Genomic DNA, 16,069 nt, shown 5'->3' with positions numbered 1-16,069 from the left:
CTCCGGCAGGCGCTCCTCCCCCTGCTTCTCTGCTTCGAAAATACTCACATTCCGGCGCCGCCACACGCGCCGCCGCCCGACCGAAAAAGAACCGCCATGCGTCTCAAAGCCTTTCTCACCCCGGTCATCGCCGTGATCATCTTCCTCCTGCTGTGGGAACTGCTGGTCTGGGCGATGGGCTGGCCGAACTACAAGATGGCCTCGCCCTCGGACCTGTTGCCCGCCTACACCCGCTACTGGGAGCTGTTCCTCGTCATGGGCTGGCAGACGCTCTGGCGGACGGTGGCGGGGCTGCTGCTGGCCATCGTGGTGGGTGTCGTGATCGGCATGATCATGGGCTTTTCCCGCACGATGCGCGACGCGCTCTACCCGCTGCTGGTGGGCTTCAACGCCATTCCGAAGGCCACCGTCGTGCCGATCATCGCGCTGATGTTCGTCGGCATGCACGACTTCAACACCGTGCTGATCGCCTTCATGATCTCCTTCTTCCCGATCGCCGTGTCGATCTCCATCGGGCTGTCGACGCTCGAGCCCGAGTACCGCGACATCCTGCGCTCGCTCGGGGCCAGCCAGACCACCATCTTCTGGAAAATCGCCCTGCCCAAGACCTTGCCGGAGTTCTTCGGCGCGCTGAAGGTCTCGGTCACGCTGGCCTTCATCGGCACCAACCTGATGGAGATCGTCTCGCCCCACGGCCGCGGCCTCGGCGCGCTCTTCGACTCGGGCAAGACCAACTCCGACTACCCGCTGATGTTCGCCGTCCTGATCGCGCTCGCCTTCCTGGGCATCGTTCTCTACTACGTCGTCGTTGCGCTGGAGAAGGTCTTTGCCGGCTGGGCGGAACGCGCGCCGGGCTGAGGCGGGACACCGCCGCCAAAGGCGAGTCAGCGGCGCGGAAACCTCTGGACAGCTGCGCCGGAAGCGGCTGAAACTGGACGGCAGCCGCCCGGCAGACCCACGGGCCATGTCCGGCGTGGGCTTGGCGCATTATCCGCACACGCCCCGGCCTGTCCGAAACAGCGCGCTCCCGCGTTGACACGACTCGACAACATTGTTTACGTGTGAACAAACTGGCGCCGAAAACGGCTGCCGCGGGAGGATCGCATGGACACGACAGAGACGCTCGTCACTTACGAGCTCAAGGGCGCCGTTGCGCTGATCGGGCTGAACCGTCCCGAAAAACGCAACGCGATTTCCGACCGTTTTGTCGAGGCCATCCACGAAGCCGTACAGCGCGCGCAGCGCGAGGCCCGCGCCGGGGTGATCTTCGGCCACGGCAAGCATTTCTGCGCCGGGCTCGACCTTGCCGAACATTCGGAGAAACCGCTCTTCGAGGCGGTGAAGGGGTCGCGCCGCTGGCACGCGGTCTTCGACGGGATCGAACGCGGCACCATCCCCTTCGTCGCGGCGATCAGCGGGGCCGCGGTGGGCGGCGGCTTCGAGCTGGCCGCCTCCACCCAGATCCGCGTGGCGGACCTGACCGCCTTCTTCGCCCTGCCCGAAGGCCAGCGCGGCATCTTCGTGGGCGGCGGCGGCTCGGTCCGGATCGCCCGTCTGATCGGCGCGCCGCGCATGGGCGACATGATGCTGACCGGCCGCGCCCTGAAGGCCACGGAGGCCGAGGCCTGGGGCGGCGTGTCCTACGTGGTGGCGGAAGGCGAGGCGCTGACAAAGGCCGTCGCGCTGGCCGAGCAGATGGCCACCAATGCCGAGTTCACCAACTACGCGATCATCAACGCCCTGCCGCGCATCGCGGACATGTCGTCCGAGGACGGGCTCTTCGCCGAATCCATGGTCGCAAGCCTCGCCACCATGACCGACGACGCGAAGGACCGCCTGCGCGCCTTCCTCGAAAAGCGCGCCGCGAAGGTGCAGGACCCCAATGCCTGAGGGCGACGAGGCGCTGGCTTTCGGCCCGCTGGCGAACAGCCTCGGGTTCCTGCTGCGCCTGTCGCAGCTGCGCAGCTTTGCCCAGTTCTACAGCGACTTCGAATCCGCCGGAATGCGTCCCGGCGAATGGTCGGTGCTGCTGATGCTGGCCGAGAACCCGGGCGTCCGTCAGGGCGTCCTGGCCAAGGCGCTGCGCATCAAACGCGCGCACATGACGAAGATGGTGCACGGGATGGAGGCCGAGGGCCTCGTCCGCCGCACGGTGCCGCAAGGCGACAAGCGGTCGGTGGAACTCTGGCTGACGGAGGAGGGCACGGCCCGCGTCGATGCGCTCCGCCCGTCGTTCGTGATCCACGAGGGTACCTCGCCCGTGCCGCTCAGTGACGCGGAAGCGGAGCAGCTGAAGACCCTCCTCCGGCGCTACCTGAAGATGGAGAGCTGACATGGCCGACCCCGTCCTGATCGCCGGAGGCGGCATCGGCGGCCTCGTGACCGCGCTGACCCTGCACCAGATCGGCGTGCCCTGCGTGGTCTACGAGAAGGTGCGCGAGCTGAAACCCCTGGGCGTGGGCATCAACCTGCAGCCCAACGCGGTGCGCGAGCTTTACGACCTGGGCATCGGGCCGGAGGTGCTGGACCGCGTCGGCGTGCCCGCGCGCGAATGGGCGCTGGTCGGCCTGAACGGCAACGACATCTACGCCGAGCCGCGCGGGCTGGAGGCGGGCTACGACTGGCCGCAATACGCCGTGCACCGCGGCGCCTTCCACATCGCGCTGCTTGAGGCGTTCCGCGAGCGGGCTGGCAAGGACGCGGTCCGGACCGGCCATGCCTCGGCGGGCTACGAACAGGACGAGGACGGCGTCACGCTGGTGATGCAGACCGAAGCCGGCGAGGTCCGCGCCCGCGGCAGCCTGCTGATCGGGGCGGAAGGCATCCACTCCGCCACCCGCGCGCAGATGCACCCCGACCAGCCGCCGATCCACTGGGGCGGCGCGGTCATGTGGCGCGGCACCACGCGGGCGGCCCCGATCCGCACCGGCTCCAGCTTTGTGGGGCTCGGCACGCACCGGCACCGGATGGTGATCTACCCGATCTCCGCCCCGGACGCGGACGGGCTGGCGACGATCAACTGGATCGCCGAACTGGTCGTCGACAAGAGCGAGGGCAGGGGCGAAAGCGGCTGGTTCCGCCCGGTGGAGATCGCGGAATTCGCCCATCACTTCGAGGGTTTCCGCTACGACTGGCTGGACGTCCCGGACCTGCTGTCCCGCGCCGACATCGCCTACGAGAACCCGATGATCGACCGCGACCCGATCCCCACCTGGGTCGACGGGCGCGTGGCGCTTCTGGGCGATGCGGCCCATGCGATGTATCCCACCGGCTCCAACGGCGCGAGCCAGGCGGTGATCGACGCGCGCACGCTGGGCCAGTGCCTGCTGGCGGAAGGCGTCGGCCCGGCCGCGCTTGCCGCCTACGACGCGCGCCTTGCCGGACCCGTGGGCCAGCTCGTGCTGCGCAACCGGGGCGCCGGTCCCTTCGGCCTCCTGAACATGGTCGACGAACGCTGCGGAGGGGAGTTCGACGACATCGATGCGGTGATCCCGCCCGCGGAACGCGACGCCTTCATGGCGGGCTACAAGGCGGCGGCGGGCTTTGCCCGCGAGGCCCTGAACGAGGCCCCCCGCATGATCCCCGAGGGCGCCCGCGTCTGACGCTTTTGCCCGCGTGCCACCAGCGGCTGCCCCTGGTTGATACTGGCAAAGAAACCTTCGCTTGCGCCCTTGGCCCCGCCCCGCTTTTCGGGGATGGTCGCGCAAACGGACATGCGGGAGACGAGGCGATGCTGAAACGGGAACTGGGGGCCGGCGGCCCGGAGGTCGCGGCGCTGGGTGTGGGGGCGATGTCCTTCTCGGACTTCTACGGCCCGGTCAGCGTCGAAGATGCGCACGCGGTGCTGGACGCGGCGCTCGACGCGGGCGTGACGCATATCGACACCTCCAACGTCTACGGCATGGGCCGCTCCGAAGAGACCATCGGCGCCTATCTCAAGCGCTACGCGGGCAAGGGCGGAATGCCCTTCACCATCGCCACGAAGGCGGCGATCACCAGAGACGCGGAGGGGCGGCGCACCTTCGACAACGCGCCCGAACACCTCGAGGCAGAGTTGGACCAGAGCCTCAAGCGCCTTGGGGTGGAGCAGGTGGCGCTCTTCTACGTGCACCGCCGCGATCCCCGGCACGAGATCGAGGCGGTGACGGAAACCCTCGCCGCGCTCAAGGCGAAGGGCAAGATCGCTGCCTTCGGCTTCTCCGAGATCGCGCCGACCTCGCTTCGGCGCGCGGCGGCCGTTGCGCCGGTGGCGGCGGTGCAGTCGGAATACTCGCTGCAGACGCGCCTGCCGGAACTGGGGCTTCTGCAGGCCTGCGAGGACCTCGGCACGGCGCTGGTCGCCTTCTGCCCGGTGGGCCGCGGGCTGCTGTCCGACACGCCGCCCACGCCGGAGCGTGTGGCGGCAAGCGGCTTCATGTCCGGCAATCCGCGCTTCACCGGCGGCAACCTCGACCGCAACATCGCGGCCAGCGCGCCCCTGCGCGAGATGGCGGCAGACATGGGCCTGGCGACCGCATCCCTCGCCATCGCATGGACCCTGGCCAAGAGCCCCGCGATCCACGCGATCCCGGGCACGCGCAGCACCGCGCATTTCGCCGAACTGGTCGCCGGCGCCGGTATGAAGCTGTCGCCCGACATCGTCGCGGAGATCGAACAGCGGCTGCCGGTCGGCTGGTGCCACGGCGCGCGCTACTCCGACGCGCAGTCCGTGGGACCGGAAGCCTACTGCTGACGCGGCCCAAGCGGAGCGTCGTCCGGTTCGGGCAAACCCGGTGCTGCCTTCATCTTGGCAAAAATACCTGAATGCCCCGGCGCACCGGCGCGCGCCGCCGGCAGGGGGCTGTTCACGGGGCCACCAAGGTACGCGCGCCCGAAGGGCGCGCGGATCGGATCGCGTCAGCGATCCGAAACCCTCAGCGCCCAGTCCACGCCAGCCTCTGCCACCGCCATGCGCGCCGCCGCGCCGGAGAGCCAGAGGTCGAGCGCCGCGCTTGGACCGAGCGATCCAAGCAGGCGCTCCGCCAGCCCCGCGGCCACGACCTCCCAGGCGGCGCGCAGCGCCGCGTCTGCGGCAAGGGCCTGCGCCTCAGGTTTCGCGCCTGAAAGCCGCTCCACGAGGGTATCGAGCCGCGCCAAAAGCGCCGGGAAGACCGCGTCCCCCCCCAGCCGGGCCGTCAGGGCCGCGCGGATTGTCGCGCCGTCCTTCAGCAGGCGGCGGAACAGCACGTCCTGCGCCTGCATGCCGGTGGTGCCTTCGTAGATCGTGGTGATGCGGACGTCGCGGAAGTGGCGCTCGGCGGGCCATTCCCGGGTGTAGCCCGCGCCGCCCAGCACCTGGATCGCGGCGCAGGCATTGGCCTGACCCATCTCGCCGCCGAAGGTCTTGGCCAGCGGCAGCAGGAAGGCCGAGAGCGCCGCGGCCTCCGGGTCGCCGCCCTGCGCCTGGCCCAGCGTGACGGCGGTCTCCACCACCAGGGCGGCGGCGATCAGCGCGCGCGCCTCCATCAGCCAGAGCTGGCGGCGGACGTCCGGGTGGGTGGCAATGGCGACGGGGGCGGCGTCGGGCCGTCCGCCCTGCCTGCGGTCCCCGGCATAGTCCTGCGCCAGCGTCGCGCAGGCGGCGGCGACGCCCGCGCCCTGCACGCCGACCTGCAGGCGCATCAGTTCGATCATGTTGAAGAGCGCGGGCAAGCCGCGGCCGGGCGTGCCGATCAGCGTGGCCTCCGCACGCTCGAACCGCAGCACGCAGGTGGGCGAGCCGTGCAGGCCCAGCTTCTCCTCGATCCGCTCGACGAAGATACCGTTCCTGCTGCCGTCCTGCCGCGCGTCGGCGACGAGGAACAGCGAAAGGCCGCGCGTGCCTTCCTCCGGCGCGCCGGTCCGGGCGAGGCAGAGGTGGCCGATGCGCTCGGCCATGTCGTGATCGCCGAAACTGATCCAGCATTTCGTGCCCGAGACGGTCCAGCCCTCGCCCTCTGCCGTGGCCTTGGTGCGGATGCGGCCGACGTCGGAGCCCGCGTCCGGCTCCGAGATGCAGATCGTCGCCGCCCACTGGCCGGAGGCGAGCTTCGGGCACCACTCTGCCGCCAGTTCCGGCGCGGTGGCGGCCAGGCAATGCGCCGCCGCGCGGGTCGATCCCAGCGCCATCATGAAGGGCAGGGCCGCGCCCTCCATCGGCAGGGAGGCCGCCGCGTGCAGCGCCAGCGGCAGGCCCATGCCGCCAAGGTCTGGATCGAGGTCGGCGGCGATCCAGCCGTCCGCGCCCATCTGCCGGAAGGCGTGCGCATAGCCATCTGGCGTCCTGACCCGGCCATCCTCGACCCGGCAGCCCGCCGTATCGGCATGGGCGGCGAGGGGCGCGAGGGCGGTCTGCGCGAATTTCGCGGCCTCCGAGAGGATCTGCAGCGTGGCCGTGTCGTCGAGGTCGGCGGCCGCGGCCTGTGCCGTCCAGCCGGGCGTGGCGTCGAGGAGGGAGAGGAGCGTTTCAGGTGTCATGCGGGGGCCTTGCGTTCAGGGGAACGGGGTTCGGATCGCCGTGCGGGCTTTCCTTCGGAAATCCCTGCGGCGATCCGACGGTCGCGCGCCTCCGGCGCGCGAGACGTGCCTATGCCGGGCGTCGGTGCGGGATGGCGCCGTCCGCAAGGCAGGTATTTCCGCCAAGATGAAGGGGGCGGGCAGCGCCCCGTTTCCGGCGGTGGCGGGTGCGGGCACCGGGGTCAGCCTTTGGTGACGTGGATGACGCGCGGGTCCTCGGACCAGAGCGCCTCCACCAGGTCGGCGCGGTGGCGCAGCACGGCGCGCTGGTTGATCGAGCCCTTGTCGGTGACCTCGCCCTTGTCGAAGTCGAGCGGCACGGACATGTACATCAGCCGCAGGACGCGGGACGCGGAGCCGGTGGCGGCCCGCGCGTGGGCGGCGAGGCGGTCTGCGGTGCGTCTGCGGACCTCCGGGTGGGCCAGGAGTTCCTCGCCGTCGAGGTCTTCGCCCGCGATCTCGCGCAGGGCGGCGCGGTTCGGCACGACGAGGGCGCCGAGCTCGGTATGGCCTTCGCCCGCAATCACCACGTCGGAGGCGAGGCCGCCGAGGTCGTCGGTGAGTTTCGCCCGCAGCGGGCCGACGGCGACCCATGTGCCCGAGGCGAGCTTGAAGTTCTCCGCCAGCCGTCCGTCGAAGAGCAGGCCCTGAGAGGGGTCGTCCGGATCGGCGAAACGAAAGGCGTCGCCGAAGCGGTAGAAGCCTTCCTCGTCGAAGGCCTCTTCGGTCAGGGCCTTGTTCTTCCAGTAGCCGGGGGTGATCGAGGGGCTTTTTACTCTCGCCTCCAGCTTGTCGCCCTGCGGCACGAGTTTCAGCGTCACCCCGTGGGCGGGCAGGCCGAGGTTGCCGGATTTCTTCTGCCGGGCGGTGTTGATGACCGAGAAGGGGCCGGTTTCCGTCGCGCCGAAGCCGGAGGTCAGCAGCACGCCGCCCGGCACCATCTGATCGCAGACCCGGGTGAGGCGGTCCCAGACCGGCTGGGACATGCCCGCGCCCGCGTAGAACAGCATCTGGATGCGTTTGAAGAAGGTCTCGCGCAGTTTCGCGTCGGTCTCGAAGGCGTCGAGCAGCATCTGGTAGCCCAGCGGCACGTTGAAATACCAGGTGGGCGAGATGTCGTGCAGCGTCTCGATGGTCTTGTGGATGGCCTTCGGCGTCGGACGGCCGTCGTCGATGTAGTAGGTGCCGCCGTTGTAGATCACCATGTTGAAGACCTTGTTCCCCGAGGCGGTGTGGTTCCACGGCGCCCAGTCGACGACCACGGGGGGCGTGTCCCTCATGAAGGTGAAGCACTGCTGCACCATCTGCTGGTTGGCACAAAGCATCCGCTGGGTCTGGATCACCGCCTTGGGCGAGCCTGTGGTGCCGGAGGTGAAAAGGAACTTCGCCACGGTGTCGGGGGTGACGGCGGCGGCGGCCGTGCCCTCCGCGTCGGTCAGGGGTGTCTGCGTCAGGTCGTCGAAGGCCAGCGTCTCGCGTCCCTCCACCGTGCCGGTCAGGGAGGCCACGGGCACCTCCGCGCCGAAGACCGTCGTGATCGCGTCGGCGTAGGGGCCCGCGTCGTCGGCGAAGATCAGCCCGGGCGAGATCTGGGCGGCGATGTCGCGCAGCTTGGCGTAGTCGCCGCCGGTCAGCGCATAGGCGGGGGCGAGGGCGGCGGAGGGCACGCCCACGTGCTGCGCGCCGAGCGCCATGAGCGCATGGGCGATGGAGTTGCCGGAGAGGATCAGCACCGGGGTGTCCTGCGTCAGGCCGCGGCGGGCAAGCGCCTCGCCGATGGCGCGGATCCTGGCCCAGGCCTCGCCGTAGGAGAGCGTGGCCCAGCCGTCGCCGGATTTCTCGGCCATCCAGATGCGGTCGGGTGTCTCCTGCGCCCAGTGGGCGAAGCGCTGGCCCATGTGGTCGGGGTAGGGGCCAAGCGGCTCTTCCTGTGCCAGCAGGATGGTGCCGTCCGCGCGGCGTTCGACGGTCAGGCGCGGTGTCCAGAAGGACACCTCTCGCGGTGTTGTGGTCATCTCTCCTCCGGGCATTGCGCCGTCCCGGTCGTTCCCCGCCGGGCCTGTTTCGGGCACGTTGACTCGAATCCGTTATTTTGTCTACTAGGAAACAATAATCGCCGCCGGAATCCTCGGGCACCGGGGGACGGGCGGCGGATGTTTCCGGTTGGATGGCGCGCGGAGGCGTGCTTGTCTGGCCGCGACCCCAGGGAGGCACCATGAACATCGACGATCTGATCGCCATCGACTTTCACACCCACGCGGAGGAGCCGTGCTGCGGCCCGCGCGACGACGGCTACGACGAGTTCCAGGCCGGGATGGCCCGGTATTTCCGGAACCCGGCGGGGGCCGAGGGGATGCTGCCCTCCGTCCAGCAGACCGCGGAGTATTTCCGCGAGCGCAAGATCGGCGCGGTGATTTTCCCGGTGGACGCGGAGCGGGAGACGGGCTTCCGCCGCTATTCCAACGAGGAGGTGGCGCAGATCGCTGCCGAGAACTCCGACATCCTGATCCCCTTCGCCTCCATCGACCCGCACAAGGGCAAGGCGGGCGCGCGGGAGGCGCGGCGGCTGGTGAAGGAGTTCGGGATCAAGGGCTTCAAGTTCCACCCGACGATGCAGGGTTTCTTTCCGAACGACCGGGAGGCGGCCTACACGATCTACGAGGCGATTGCCGAGGAAGGTGGGATCATGCTGTTCCACACCGGCCAGACGGGCGTGGGATCGGGCATGAAGGGCGGCATGGGGATGCGGCTGAAGTACTCCAACCCGGTGCATATCGACGACGTGGCGGTGGATTTCCCCGACACGCCCATCGTGCTGGCACACCCATCGTTTCCGTGGACCGAAGAGGGGCTGATGGTCGCCCAGCACAAGCCCAACGTCTACATCGACATGTCGGGCTGGTCGCCGAAGTACTTCCCCGAGATCTTCGTGAAATACGCCAACTCGATCCTGAAGAAGAAGATGCTGTTCGGGTCGGACTGGCCCGCGATCACGCCGGACCGCTGGCTGGCGGATTTCGAGACCATCGGCATCAAGGACGAGGTCAAGCCGCTGATCCTGAAGGAAAACGCCCGGCGGATCCTGAAGATCTGAGGGTTTCGCCGCCTGACGGCGGCGACCCGCGCGGGCTGCGCCCGCGCAAGGGCGCCCTGTCCCCGGCAAGGGGGCCTTGAGACCCGCCGTTCTGACCGGCCAGCGCCGAAGGGCAGCGGACCTTTCGGAAGAGGCGCGCAGCGGAAGAGCGCCGGTCGCGCCCGTTTGCCTGACGGTGGACACGCGCCTATGGCGGGAAGCCATGACCGGGTCATTTTATGCAGATGATGATAGGGCCGCGCTGGCGGCCCCTTTCAGATTGCGCGGCGCGGTCCTGCCCGGCGTCCGGCGCAGCCCGCCTCAGGCGATCTCGTAGAAAGAGATCACTACGAAGGCCGCCCTGCGTCCGCCCGTGCCCAGGAAGAGCGGCGCGTTCACCCATTCGTACCGCGGATCGCCGGTTTCGAGGCGGCAATGCGTGCGCATGTAGTACTCCGCCGGATCGACGTCCTCGCCCGCGGCGACACGCGCCATCACGTCCTCTGGTCCGAAGCGGCGGCCGTAGTTGATGATCTCGATGGTCGCGCCGTCATGCGTCTCGATCCCGTAGCGGGTGTCGAGTTCCGAGACGCCGCCGTCCCAGATCGTCTGCCAGTCGGCGCCGAGGTTCAGGACACGGCCCTTGATGCGCGGGCCCTCGCAGGTGCCGCCGATGATCGGGATGATCCGGCGGCGCCCGGCGCGGCCCCGGCCCATTTCCCGGATCGGGTCGAGCTCGACCGTCAGGTCGAAGGCGTGGCGCAGCTCCGGCGGCTGGAAGAATGGCATGGGACAGGTCCTCCTCAGGTCTGCGGGACGGTTTGGCACGGCCCGCTGTCGTGATGCAATCGCGCGGTCATCCGAGCGTCAGGGCGGCCAGCCCGGCGGTCTCGCACAGAAGCTGTGCCGCGCCCAGCACGTCGCCGGTCTGGCCGCCGATCCGCCGCTGCGCCCGCCACGCCACAAGGGCCGCGGTCACCGCCACGGCGACAAGCGCGGCCAGCCCGCCGATCCCCAGCGGCAGGATCAGCACAAGCGCCAGCAGCGCGCCCGGCAGGTAGGGGCGCCCGCCCGAGGCACTGGCCGACTGGCCAAGCCCCTTGGCGCGCACCGAGGGCAGTTCCACCAGCAGGACCAGCATCGCAAGGCGGCTCAGCACCGACAGCGCCAGCAGCGCCATCAGCCCGCGCGCGGGCGAAAGCCCGGACAGCGCGGCCGCCCAGGCGCCCACCGTCAGCACCAGCGCCACCGCGCCGTAGCTGCCGATCCGGCTGTCGCGCATGATCTCCAGCGCGTGGGCCGCGTCGCGTCCGCCGCCGAAACCGTCGGCCACGTCCGCCAGCCCGTCGAAATGCAGCGCGCCGGTGATCATCACCATGGCCGCCAGTGCCAGCACGGCGGCCAGAAGCGGCGCCAGCCCGATCCAGCCCGCCAGCGCAAAGACCAGCCCCCCGGCCAGACCCACCGGCAGGCCCGCCAGCGGAAAGGCCCATCGCGCCTCCGCCAGCGTCGGCACGGGCTCGGGCAGAATACCCACCGGCAGGCGGGTCAGGAACATCACCGCCAGCCGGATCTCGTGGAGGCGGTGCGCCGTTCTCATCCGCCGGAGACCTGCGCCTCGGCGAAGGTGGCCATGCCGTTGTGGCACTCCAGCGCCGCGCGCAGCACCCCGAGCGCCAGCGCCGCGCCGGAGCCTTCGCCAAGTGCCATGTCCAGCGTCAGGACCGGCGCCTTCTCCATCGCGGCGAGCAGGCGGGCGTGTCCCGGCTCGGCGCTCTGGTGGCCGACAATGCAATGGTCGAGGAACCGCTTGTCCTGCGCATAGAGCGGCGCCACGGCAGCGGTACAGATATAGCCGTCGAGGATCACCGGGATGCGGCGGGCGCGGGCTTCGATCACCGCGCCGCAGATCGCCGCCTGTTCGCGCCCGCCGTAGGCCATCAGCAGGCCCAGCCCCCGCGCATCGGCGTGCAGGGTGCGGCCCTCTTCGATGACCTTTGCCTTCAGCGCCTTGCCCTCCGCGTCGGACCCGGTGCCCCGGCCCACCCAGTCGGCGGCGTCGCCCCCGAAGGCCGCGGCGGCAAGGGCGGCGGCGACGGTGGAGTTGCCGATGCCCATCTCGCCCAGCACCAGGACGGAGGTCGTCGCAGGCACGGCGCTTGCACCGGCCTTCATCGCCTCCAGCACCTCGGCCTCCGTCATGGCGGGGCCGGCGGTGAAATCGGCGGTGGGCGTGTCGAGGTCCAGTTCGACCACGTCCAGCTCGGCCCCCGAGGCACGGCAGAGCTGGTTGATCGCCGCGCCGCCGCTGCGGAAGTTCGCGACCATCTGGGCCGTCACCTCCTGCGGGAAGGGGTTCACGCCGCGCGCGCAGATGCCGTGGTTCCCGGCAAACACCAGTGCCTGCGCCTGCGTGATCGACGGGCGGTCGGTCTTCTGCCACCCGGCCATGAAGACGGCCAGATCCTCAAGCCGTCCCAGCGCGCGCGGCGGCTTTGTCAGGCTCATCTGGCGGGCATCGGCGGCCTCGCGGGCGGCTGCATCGGCCTCCGGCAGGGTGGCAGCCAGGGCCGCGACATCGGCCAGCGTGGTCAGGTCAGAGAGTGACGTCATCGGGTTTCACCTTCAGGGGGCAGCCCGCGACCGAGAGATAGACCTCGTCACAGGCGGTTGCGATGGTTTGGTTGAGCCAGCCCGCGGCATCGCGGAATTCCCGCGCAAGCCGGTTGTCGGGCACGATGCCGGAGCCGACCTCGTTGGTCACAAGCACCACGGGGGCGGCCTGCCGGGGCAGCGCCTCGGCCAGCGCCATGCCCGCCGTGCGCCAGTCCGCGCCCGACAGCATCAGGTTGGTCAGCCACAGCGTCAGGCAATCGACAAGCCGCGGCGCATCGCCGTCGGTGGCCACGAGCGTGCCGACAAGATCGAGGGGCGCCTCGTGGTCGGTCCATCCTTCGCCACGGCGGGCGCGGTGCTGCGCGATCCGGTCGCGCATCTCGTCGTCGCGGGCCTCGGCGGTGGCGATATAGACCGCGCGGCCGGTACGCGACAGCGCCAGCCGTTCGGCGAGGGCCGATTTTCCGGATCGGGCACCGCCCGTGATCAGTATCGACTTTTTCATGGCGCCGTGAAAGAGCAGGTTCGGCGCGGAATGGAAAGTGGAAATCCGGGGGACTGTCAGGGCATGGGCGAAGAGCGACCGGAACTGGTCCTTATCCGGCATGCGCCGGTGGCTGAGCCGGGCGTCCTGAACGGCCGCCGCGACGTGGCGGCCCTTCTGTCGGCCGATGCCGTCGATGCGCTGGTCCTTGGCGTGGGCCGGGTGGCGCGGGTCATCGTCAGCCCGGCGCTGCGCTGCCGGCAGACGGCCGCGGCGCTCTGGCCCGGGGCCGATCCCATGCAGGATGCCCGTCTCTGGGAACAGGATTTCGGCGATTTCGAGGGGCGCGCGCTGACCGACCTGCCCGACCTTGGCGAGATGACGCCGGAGGCGCTGGCCGCGCACCGCTGGCCGGGCGGCGAAAGCTTTGCCGATGTCTGCGCGCGGGTGACACCCGGTCTGCTGGACGCCGCGCGGATGGCAGAGGACCTCGCCGCGCCGGTGGCGGTCGTGGCCCATGCGGGGGTTATCCGGGCGGCGCTGGCGCTGGTCACGGGGCATGTTCCCGGCGCACTGGCCTTCGAGATCGCGCCGCTCTCGGCCACCCGGCTGGGCGTCTGGCTCGGGGCGCCCGTATCGGTGCGCAGCGTGAATCGGGTCTTCGCATGACGGGCGTTGCGGGGCATTTCGGCGAGTGGCTGCAGGGGCGGCTTGGCGCGGACGGGCCGGTGGTGCTGGTGACGCTCCATTGCCCGGCGCTGCGCGTGACACCCGGCCCGGGCCCGGCGCTGTTCCCCGGGGACGCGGTGGCGCGGTTCTGCGCGGCACTTGGCACGGACACGGCGCACTGGCCGGAACTGGCCTGCGACATGCCGCCGGGCGGCGGGGCAGGGGCCTCCACCGCCTGGCTGGTGGCGGGCGCACGGGCCGTCGCGCCGCAGGCCACGGCAGAAGAGATCGCGCAAGCCTGCCTTGCCGTCGAAGGCGCCTGCGATCCGCTGATGTTCCCCGACCCGGACCGGCTGCTCTGGGCCTCGCGCGAAGGGCGCATCGCCGACCGCCTGTCCGCGCCGCCCCGTTGCGAGGTTGTCGGCGGCTTCTGGGGGGCGCCGACACGCACCGACCCGGCGGACCACGCCTTTCCGGAGGTCGGCGACCTCGTGACCGACTGGAAACAGGCGGTGACGGCGGGCGACCTCGCACGGGCCGCGCGCGTCGCGACAGCCTCCGCCGCCCGCTGCGACGCCTTGCGCGGACCCGGCGACCCGATGACCGGGCTTGCACGCGATCTGAAGGCGCTCGGCGTGGTGCGGGCGCACACCGGCTCTGCCCGCGGGCTGATCTTCGCCCCCGGCACCGTGCCAGCCAAAGCAGAAGCCGCGCTGCGCGAGGCGGGCCTGACGCAGGTGCTGCGCTTCACAACCGGACAACGCCCATGAGTTTCGCCGCGACGATGCTGGTGGCGCTGGTGCTCGACGCGGCGATCGGATGGCCCGACCGGCTTTACCAGCGGATCGGCCACCCGGTCGTCTGGATCGGCAACCTGATCTCCCTCTGCGAACGGCGCTGGAACGCGGGTCCACGCCACAGGCGCATCGCCCTCGGCGCGCTGACCGTCCTCCTTGTCACCGGCCTTCCGATGACGCTTGCCACACTCATCGCGCTGGCGCTGCCCGGCGGCTGGGCGGGCATCTTCCTCTCCGGCCTCCTCGCCTGGCCCTTCGTCGCCGTCCGCTCCCTGCACGACCACGTGGCGGCGGTCGCCCGTCCGCTGGGCGGCGGCGACCTCGACGGCGCACGGCAGGCGGTGGCGATGATCGTCGGGCGCGACGTCACGCAGCTCGACACCGGGGGCGTCGCCCGCGCCGGGATCGAGAGCCTGGCCGAGAACGCCTCCGACGGGGTGATCGCGCCGCTCTTCTGGGGTGTCCTGCTGGGTCTGCCGGGCATCGTGGGGTACAAGGCGATCAACACGATGGATTCGATGATCGGCCACCGCAACGACCGCTACGAGGCCTTCGGCAAACCCGCCGCCCGGCTCGACGACGTGGTGAACTGGATCCCGGCGCGGATCACCGCCGCGCTCTTTGCGCTCGGCACGCCGCGCCGTCTGAAGGAGGCGCTGAAGGTGGTGCGCCGGGACGCCGCCGCCCACCGCTCGCCCAACGCGGGCTGGCCCGAGGGCGCGATGGCGGGCACGCTCGGCGTACGCCTGTCGGGCCCGCGCGTCTACGCCACCCACCGGGTGGAGGAGCCCTGGCTGAACGCCGGCGCCCCGGACCCTGCGGCGCGCGACATGCGCCGGGCGCTCCGGGCCTACATGCGGGGCATGGCGCTGGCCGGGGTGCTGCTCCTGGCACTCGCCGCGCTCTAGCGACACGAAAGGAACCACATGGCACGCGACCACGGAGGCAACCTCGACGCCGCGATCAGGCGCTTCGGCGGCGTGGCGCTCGACTGGATCGACCTGTCCACCGGCATCAACCGCGTGCCCTACCCGGTGCCGCATGTGCCGCCGCAGGCGTGGCAGGCGCTGCCGACCCGCACCGACATGGACCTTCTGCGCAGCGTCGCCGCCCGCGCCTATGCCACCCGCGCCGAGGTGGTGCCGCTGGCGGGCGCGCAGGCCGCGATCCAGGCTGTGCCCTTCCTCGCCGCACCCGGCACCGCCCGCGTCCTGACGCCCACCTACAACGAACACGCCGCCTGCCTGCGGGCCTTCGGCTGGACGGTGGAGGAGGTCGCGACCCCCGATGCGCTCCACGGCGCCGACCTGGCCGTCGTCGTCACGCCGAACAACCCCGACGGCCGCGTGGTGGACACTAACGCGGTGGCCGCGCTGTCCGAACAGGTCGGGCTGCTGGTGGTCGACGAAAGCTTTGGCGATGCCACGCCCGACGCCTGCATCGCCCCGGACCTGCACCGCCTGCGCGACAACGTGGTGGTCCTGCGCTCCTTCGGGAAGTTCTACGGGCTCGCAGGGCTGCGGCTGGGCTTCGCGCTCGCGACCGGCCCGCTGGCAGAGCGGCTGAAAGCCATGGCCGGACCGTGGCCCGTCTCCGGCCCCGCGATCGAGATCGCCTGCACCGCCCTCGCCGACACCGGCTGGCAGGCGGAGACGGTGGCCCGCCTCGACCACGACTGCGCCGCGATGGACGCGCTGGCCATGGCGCGGGGCTGGCCGCTGGTGGGGGGCTGTCCGCTTTTCCGGACCTACGCGGTGCCCGATGCCGTGGCCGCGCAGGACCGCTTGGCCCAGGCCCATGTCTGGAGCCGCGTCTTCCCCTACAGCGCCACATGGCTGCGGCTGGGCCTGCCGGGCAGCGACGAATGGCCCATGGTGGAGGCCGCGCTGCGCTGAG

The 16,069-nt window shown here is 70.7% G+C and carries 16 protein-coding genes; 10 read left to right on the top strand and 6 right to left on the bottom strand.

The window, feature by feature from the left end; all coding sequences use genetic code 11:
- Positions 1–96 precede the first annotated feature (96 nt).
- The 5 genes from QNI11_RS16350 to QNI11_RS16330 all read left to right on the top strand — a co-directional run bounded on the left by QNI11_RS16350 (position 97) and on the right by QNI11_RS16330 (position 4,732).
- Positions 97–858 carry an ABC transporter permease gene (locus QNI11_RS16350; protein WP_100929583.1) on the top strand — a complete coding sequence of 254 codons (762 nt, stop codon included), beginning with the start codon at positions 97–99 and terminating at the stop codon, positions 856–858.
- Positions 859–1,104: 246 nt separating this feature from the next.
- Positions 1,105–1,890, top strand: a complete 786-nt coding sequence (locus QNI11_RS16345; RefSeq protein ID WP_283980915.1) for a crotonase/enoyl-CoA hydratase family protein — start codon at positions 1,105–1,107, stop codon at positions 1,888–1,890.
- Entirely contained in the window at positions 1,883–2,332 is a 450-nt protein-coding gene (locus tag QNI11_RS16340; protein WP_283980914.1) for a MarR family winged helix-turn-helix transcriptional regulator, read from the top strand. The genes QNI11_RS16345 and QNI11_RS16340 overlap by 8 nt, the downstream gene beginning before the upstream one ends.
- Position 2,333: 1 nt before the next feature.
- Complete coding sequence (locus QNI11_RS16335) at positions 2,334–3,602, top strand: flavin-dependent oxidoreductase (protein WP_283980913.1); 1,269 nt, start codon at positions 2,334–2,336, stop codon at positions 3,600–3,602.
- 128 nt (positions 3,603–3,730) lie between these two features.
- The gene (locus tag QNI11_RS16330) at positions 3,731–4,732 is read left to right on the top strand and encodes an aldo/keto reductase (protein WP_283980912.1); all 1,002 of its coding nucleotides are present in this window, start codon (positions 3,731–3,733) and stop codon (positions 4,730–4,732) included.
- Between the two features lie 164 nt (positions 4,733–4,896).
- Here the strand turns inward: QNI11_RS16330 and QNI11_RS16325 are convergent, their stop codons facing one another.
- Positions 4,897–6,495: an acyl-CoA dehydrogenase family protein gene (locus tag QNI11_RS16325; RefSeq protein ID WP_283980911.1), complete on the bottom strand. Its 1,599-nt coding sequence runs from the start codon at positions 6,493–6,495 to the stop codon at positions 4,897–4,899.
- Positions 6,496–6,716: 221 nt separating this feature from the next.
- Positions 6,717–8,549: a feruloyl-CoA synthase gene (locus tag QNI11_RS16320; protein ID WP_283980910.1), complete on the bottom strand. Its 1,833-nt coding sequence runs from the start codon at positions 8,547–8,549 to the stop codon at positions 6,717–6,719.
- Between the two features lie 200 nt (positions 8,550–8,749).
- On the opposite strand from QNI11_RS16320, the gene QNI11_RS16315 reads away from it, so the two are divergent.
- Complete coding sequence (locus QNI11_RS16315) at positions 8,750–9,628, top strand: amidohydrolase family protein (protein WP_100929590.1); 879 nt, start codon at positions 8,750–8,752, stop codon at positions 9,626–9,628.
- Between the two features lie 300 nt (positions 9,629–9,928).
- Here the strand turns inward: QNI11_RS16315 and QNI11_RS16310 are convergent, their stop codons facing one another.
- The 4 genes from QNI11_RS16310 to cobU all read right to left on the bottom strand — a co-directional run bounded on the left by QNI11_RS16310 (position 9,929) and on the right by cobU (position 12,728).
- The gene (locus tag QNI11_RS16310; RefSeq protein ID WP_283980909.1) at positions 9,929–10,396 is read right to left on the bottom strand and encodes a DUF3237 domain-containing protein; all 468 of its coding nucleotides are present in this window, start codon (positions 10,394–10,396) and stop codon (positions 9,929–9,931) included.
- A gap of 67 nt (positions 10,397–10,463) precedes the next feature.
- Entirely contained in the window at positions 10,464–11,207 is a 744-nt protein-coding gene (gene cobS / locus QNI11_RS16305) for an adenosylcobinamide-GDP ribazoletransferase (protein ID WP_283980908.1), read from the bottom strand.
- Positions 11,204–12,220: a nicotinate-nucleotide--dimethylbenzimidazole phosphoribosyltransferase gene (gene cobT / locus QNI11_RS16300; protein ID WP_283980907.1), complete on the bottom strand. Its 1,017-nt coding sequence runs from the start codon at positions 12,218–12,220 to the stop codon at positions 11,204–11,206. Before cobT ends, cobS begins: the two co-directional genes overlap by 4 nt.
- Entirely contained in the window at positions 12,204–12,728 is a 525-nt protein-coding gene (gene cobU / locus QNI11_RS16295) for a bifunctional adenosylcobinamide kinase/adenosylcobinamide-phosphate guanylyltransferase (RefSeq protein ID WP_283980906.1), read from the bottom strand. Before cobU ends, cobT begins: the two co-directional genes overlap by 17 nt.
- Before the next feature lie 63 nt (positions 12,729–12,791).
- On the opposite strand from cobU, the gene QNI11_RS16290 reads away from it, so the two are divergent.
- From QNI11_RS16290 to cobD, 4 genes are read left to right on the top strand one after another with little or no spacing between them, the layout of a single operon-like run.
- Entirely contained in the window at positions 12,792–13,376 is a 585-nt protein-coding gene (locus tag QNI11_RS16290; RefSeq protein WP_283980905.1) for a histidine phosphatase family protein, read from the top strand.
- Entirely contained in the window at positions 13,373–14,146 is a 774-nt protein-coding gene (locus QNI11_RS16285) for a propanediol utilization protein (protein WP_283980904.1), read from the top strand. Before QNI11_RS16290 ends, QNI11_RS16285 begins: the two co-directional genes overlap by 4 nt.
- Positions 14,143–15,081: an adenosylcobinamide-phosphate synthase CbiB gene (gene cbiB / locus QNI11_RS16280; RefSeq protein ID WP_283980903.1), complete on the top strand. Its 939-nt coding sequence runs from the start codon at positions 14,143–14,145 to the stop codon at positions 15,079–15,081. The genes QNI11_RS16285 and cbiB overlap by 4 nt, the downstream gene beginning before the upstream one ends.
- 18 nt (positions 15,082–15,099) lie before the next feature.
- Positions 15,100–16,068, top strand: coding sequence for a threonine-phosphate decarboxylase CobD (cobD, locus tag QNI11_RS16275; RefSeq protein WP_283980902.1), 969 nt, complete (start codon positions 15,100–15,102; stop codon positions 16,066–16,068).
- Position 16,069 lies beyond the last annotated feature (1 nt).

The organism is Sagittula sp. MA-2, from assembly GCF_030126985.1.
In the GTDB taxonomy this organism is placed as follows: Bacteria; Pseudomonadota; Alphaproteobacteria; order Rhodobacterales; family Rhodobacteraceae; genus Sagittula.
Note: the sequence above shows the minus strand (reverse complement) of the source record. Positions and strands in the feature narration are given on the sequence as shown.

Excerpts from the sequence above, each read along its gene's own strand:
- QNI11_RS16350 (WP_100929583.1), top strand. The coding sequence starts at position 97 with ATGCGTCTCAAAGCCTTTCTCACCCCGGTCATCGCCGTGATCATCTTC.
- QNI11_RS16345 (WP_283980915.1), top strand. The coding sequence starts at position 1,105 with ATGGACACGACAGAGACGCTCGTCACTTACGAGCTCAAGGGCGCCGTT.
- QNI11_RS16340 (WP_283980914.1), top strand. The coding sequence starts at position 1,883 with ATGCCTGAGGGCGACGAGGCGCTGGCTTTCGGCCCGCTGGCGAACAGC.
- QNI11_RS16335 (WP_283980913.1), top strand. The coding sequence starts at position 2,334 with ATGGCCGACCCCGTCCTGATCGCCGGAGGCGGCATCGGCGGCCTCGTG.
- QNI11_RS16330 (WP_283980912.1), top strand. The coding sequence starts at position 3,731 with ATGCTGAAACGGGAACTGGGGGCCGGCGGCCCGGAGGTCGCGGCGCTG.
- QNI11_RS16325 (WP_283980911.1), bottom strand. The coding sequence starts at position 6,495 with ATGACACCTGAAACGCTCCTCTCCCTCCTCGACGCCACGCCCGGCTGG.
- QNI11_RS16320 (WP_283980910.1), bottom strand. The coding sequence starts at position 8,549 with ATGACCACAACACCGCGAGAGGTGTCCTTCTGGACACCGCGCCTGACC.
- QNI11_RS16315 (WP_100929590.1), top strand. The coding sequence starts at position 8,750 with ATGAACATCGACGATCTGATCGCCATCGACTTTCACACCCACGCGGAG.
- QNI11_RS16310 (WP_283980909.1), bottom strand. The coding sequence starts at position 10,396 with ATGCCATTCTTCCAGCCGCCGGAGCTGCGCCACGCCTTCGACCTGACG.
- cobS (WP_283980908.1), bottom strand. The coding sequence starts at position 11,207 with ATGAGAACGGCGCACCGCCTCCACGAGATCCGGCTGGCGGTGATGTTC.
- cobT (WP_283980907.1), bottom strand. The coding sequence starts at position 12,220 with ATGACGTCACTCTCTGACCTGACCACGCTGGCCGATGTCGCGGCCCTG.
- cobU (WP_283980906.1), bottom strand. The coding sequence starts at position 12,728 with ATGAAAAAGTCGATACTGATCACGGGCGGTGCCCGATCCGGAAAATCG.
- QNI11_RS16290 (WP_283980905.1), top strand. The coding sequence starts at position 12,792 with ATGGGCGAAGAGCGACCGGAACTGGTCCTTATCCGGCATGCGCCGGTG.
- QNI11_RS16285 (WP_283980904.1), top strand. The coding sequence starts at position 13,373 with ATGACGGGCGTTGCGGGGCATTTCGGCGAGTGGCTGCAGGGGCGGCTT.
- cbiB (WP_283980903.1), top strand. The coding sequence starts at position 14,143 with ATGAGTTTCGCCGCGACGATGCTGGTGGCGCTGGTGCTCGACGCGGCG.
- cobD (WP_283980902.1), top strand. The coding sequence starts at position 15,100 with ATGGCACGCGACCACGGAGGCAACCTCGACGCCGCGATCAGGCGCTTC.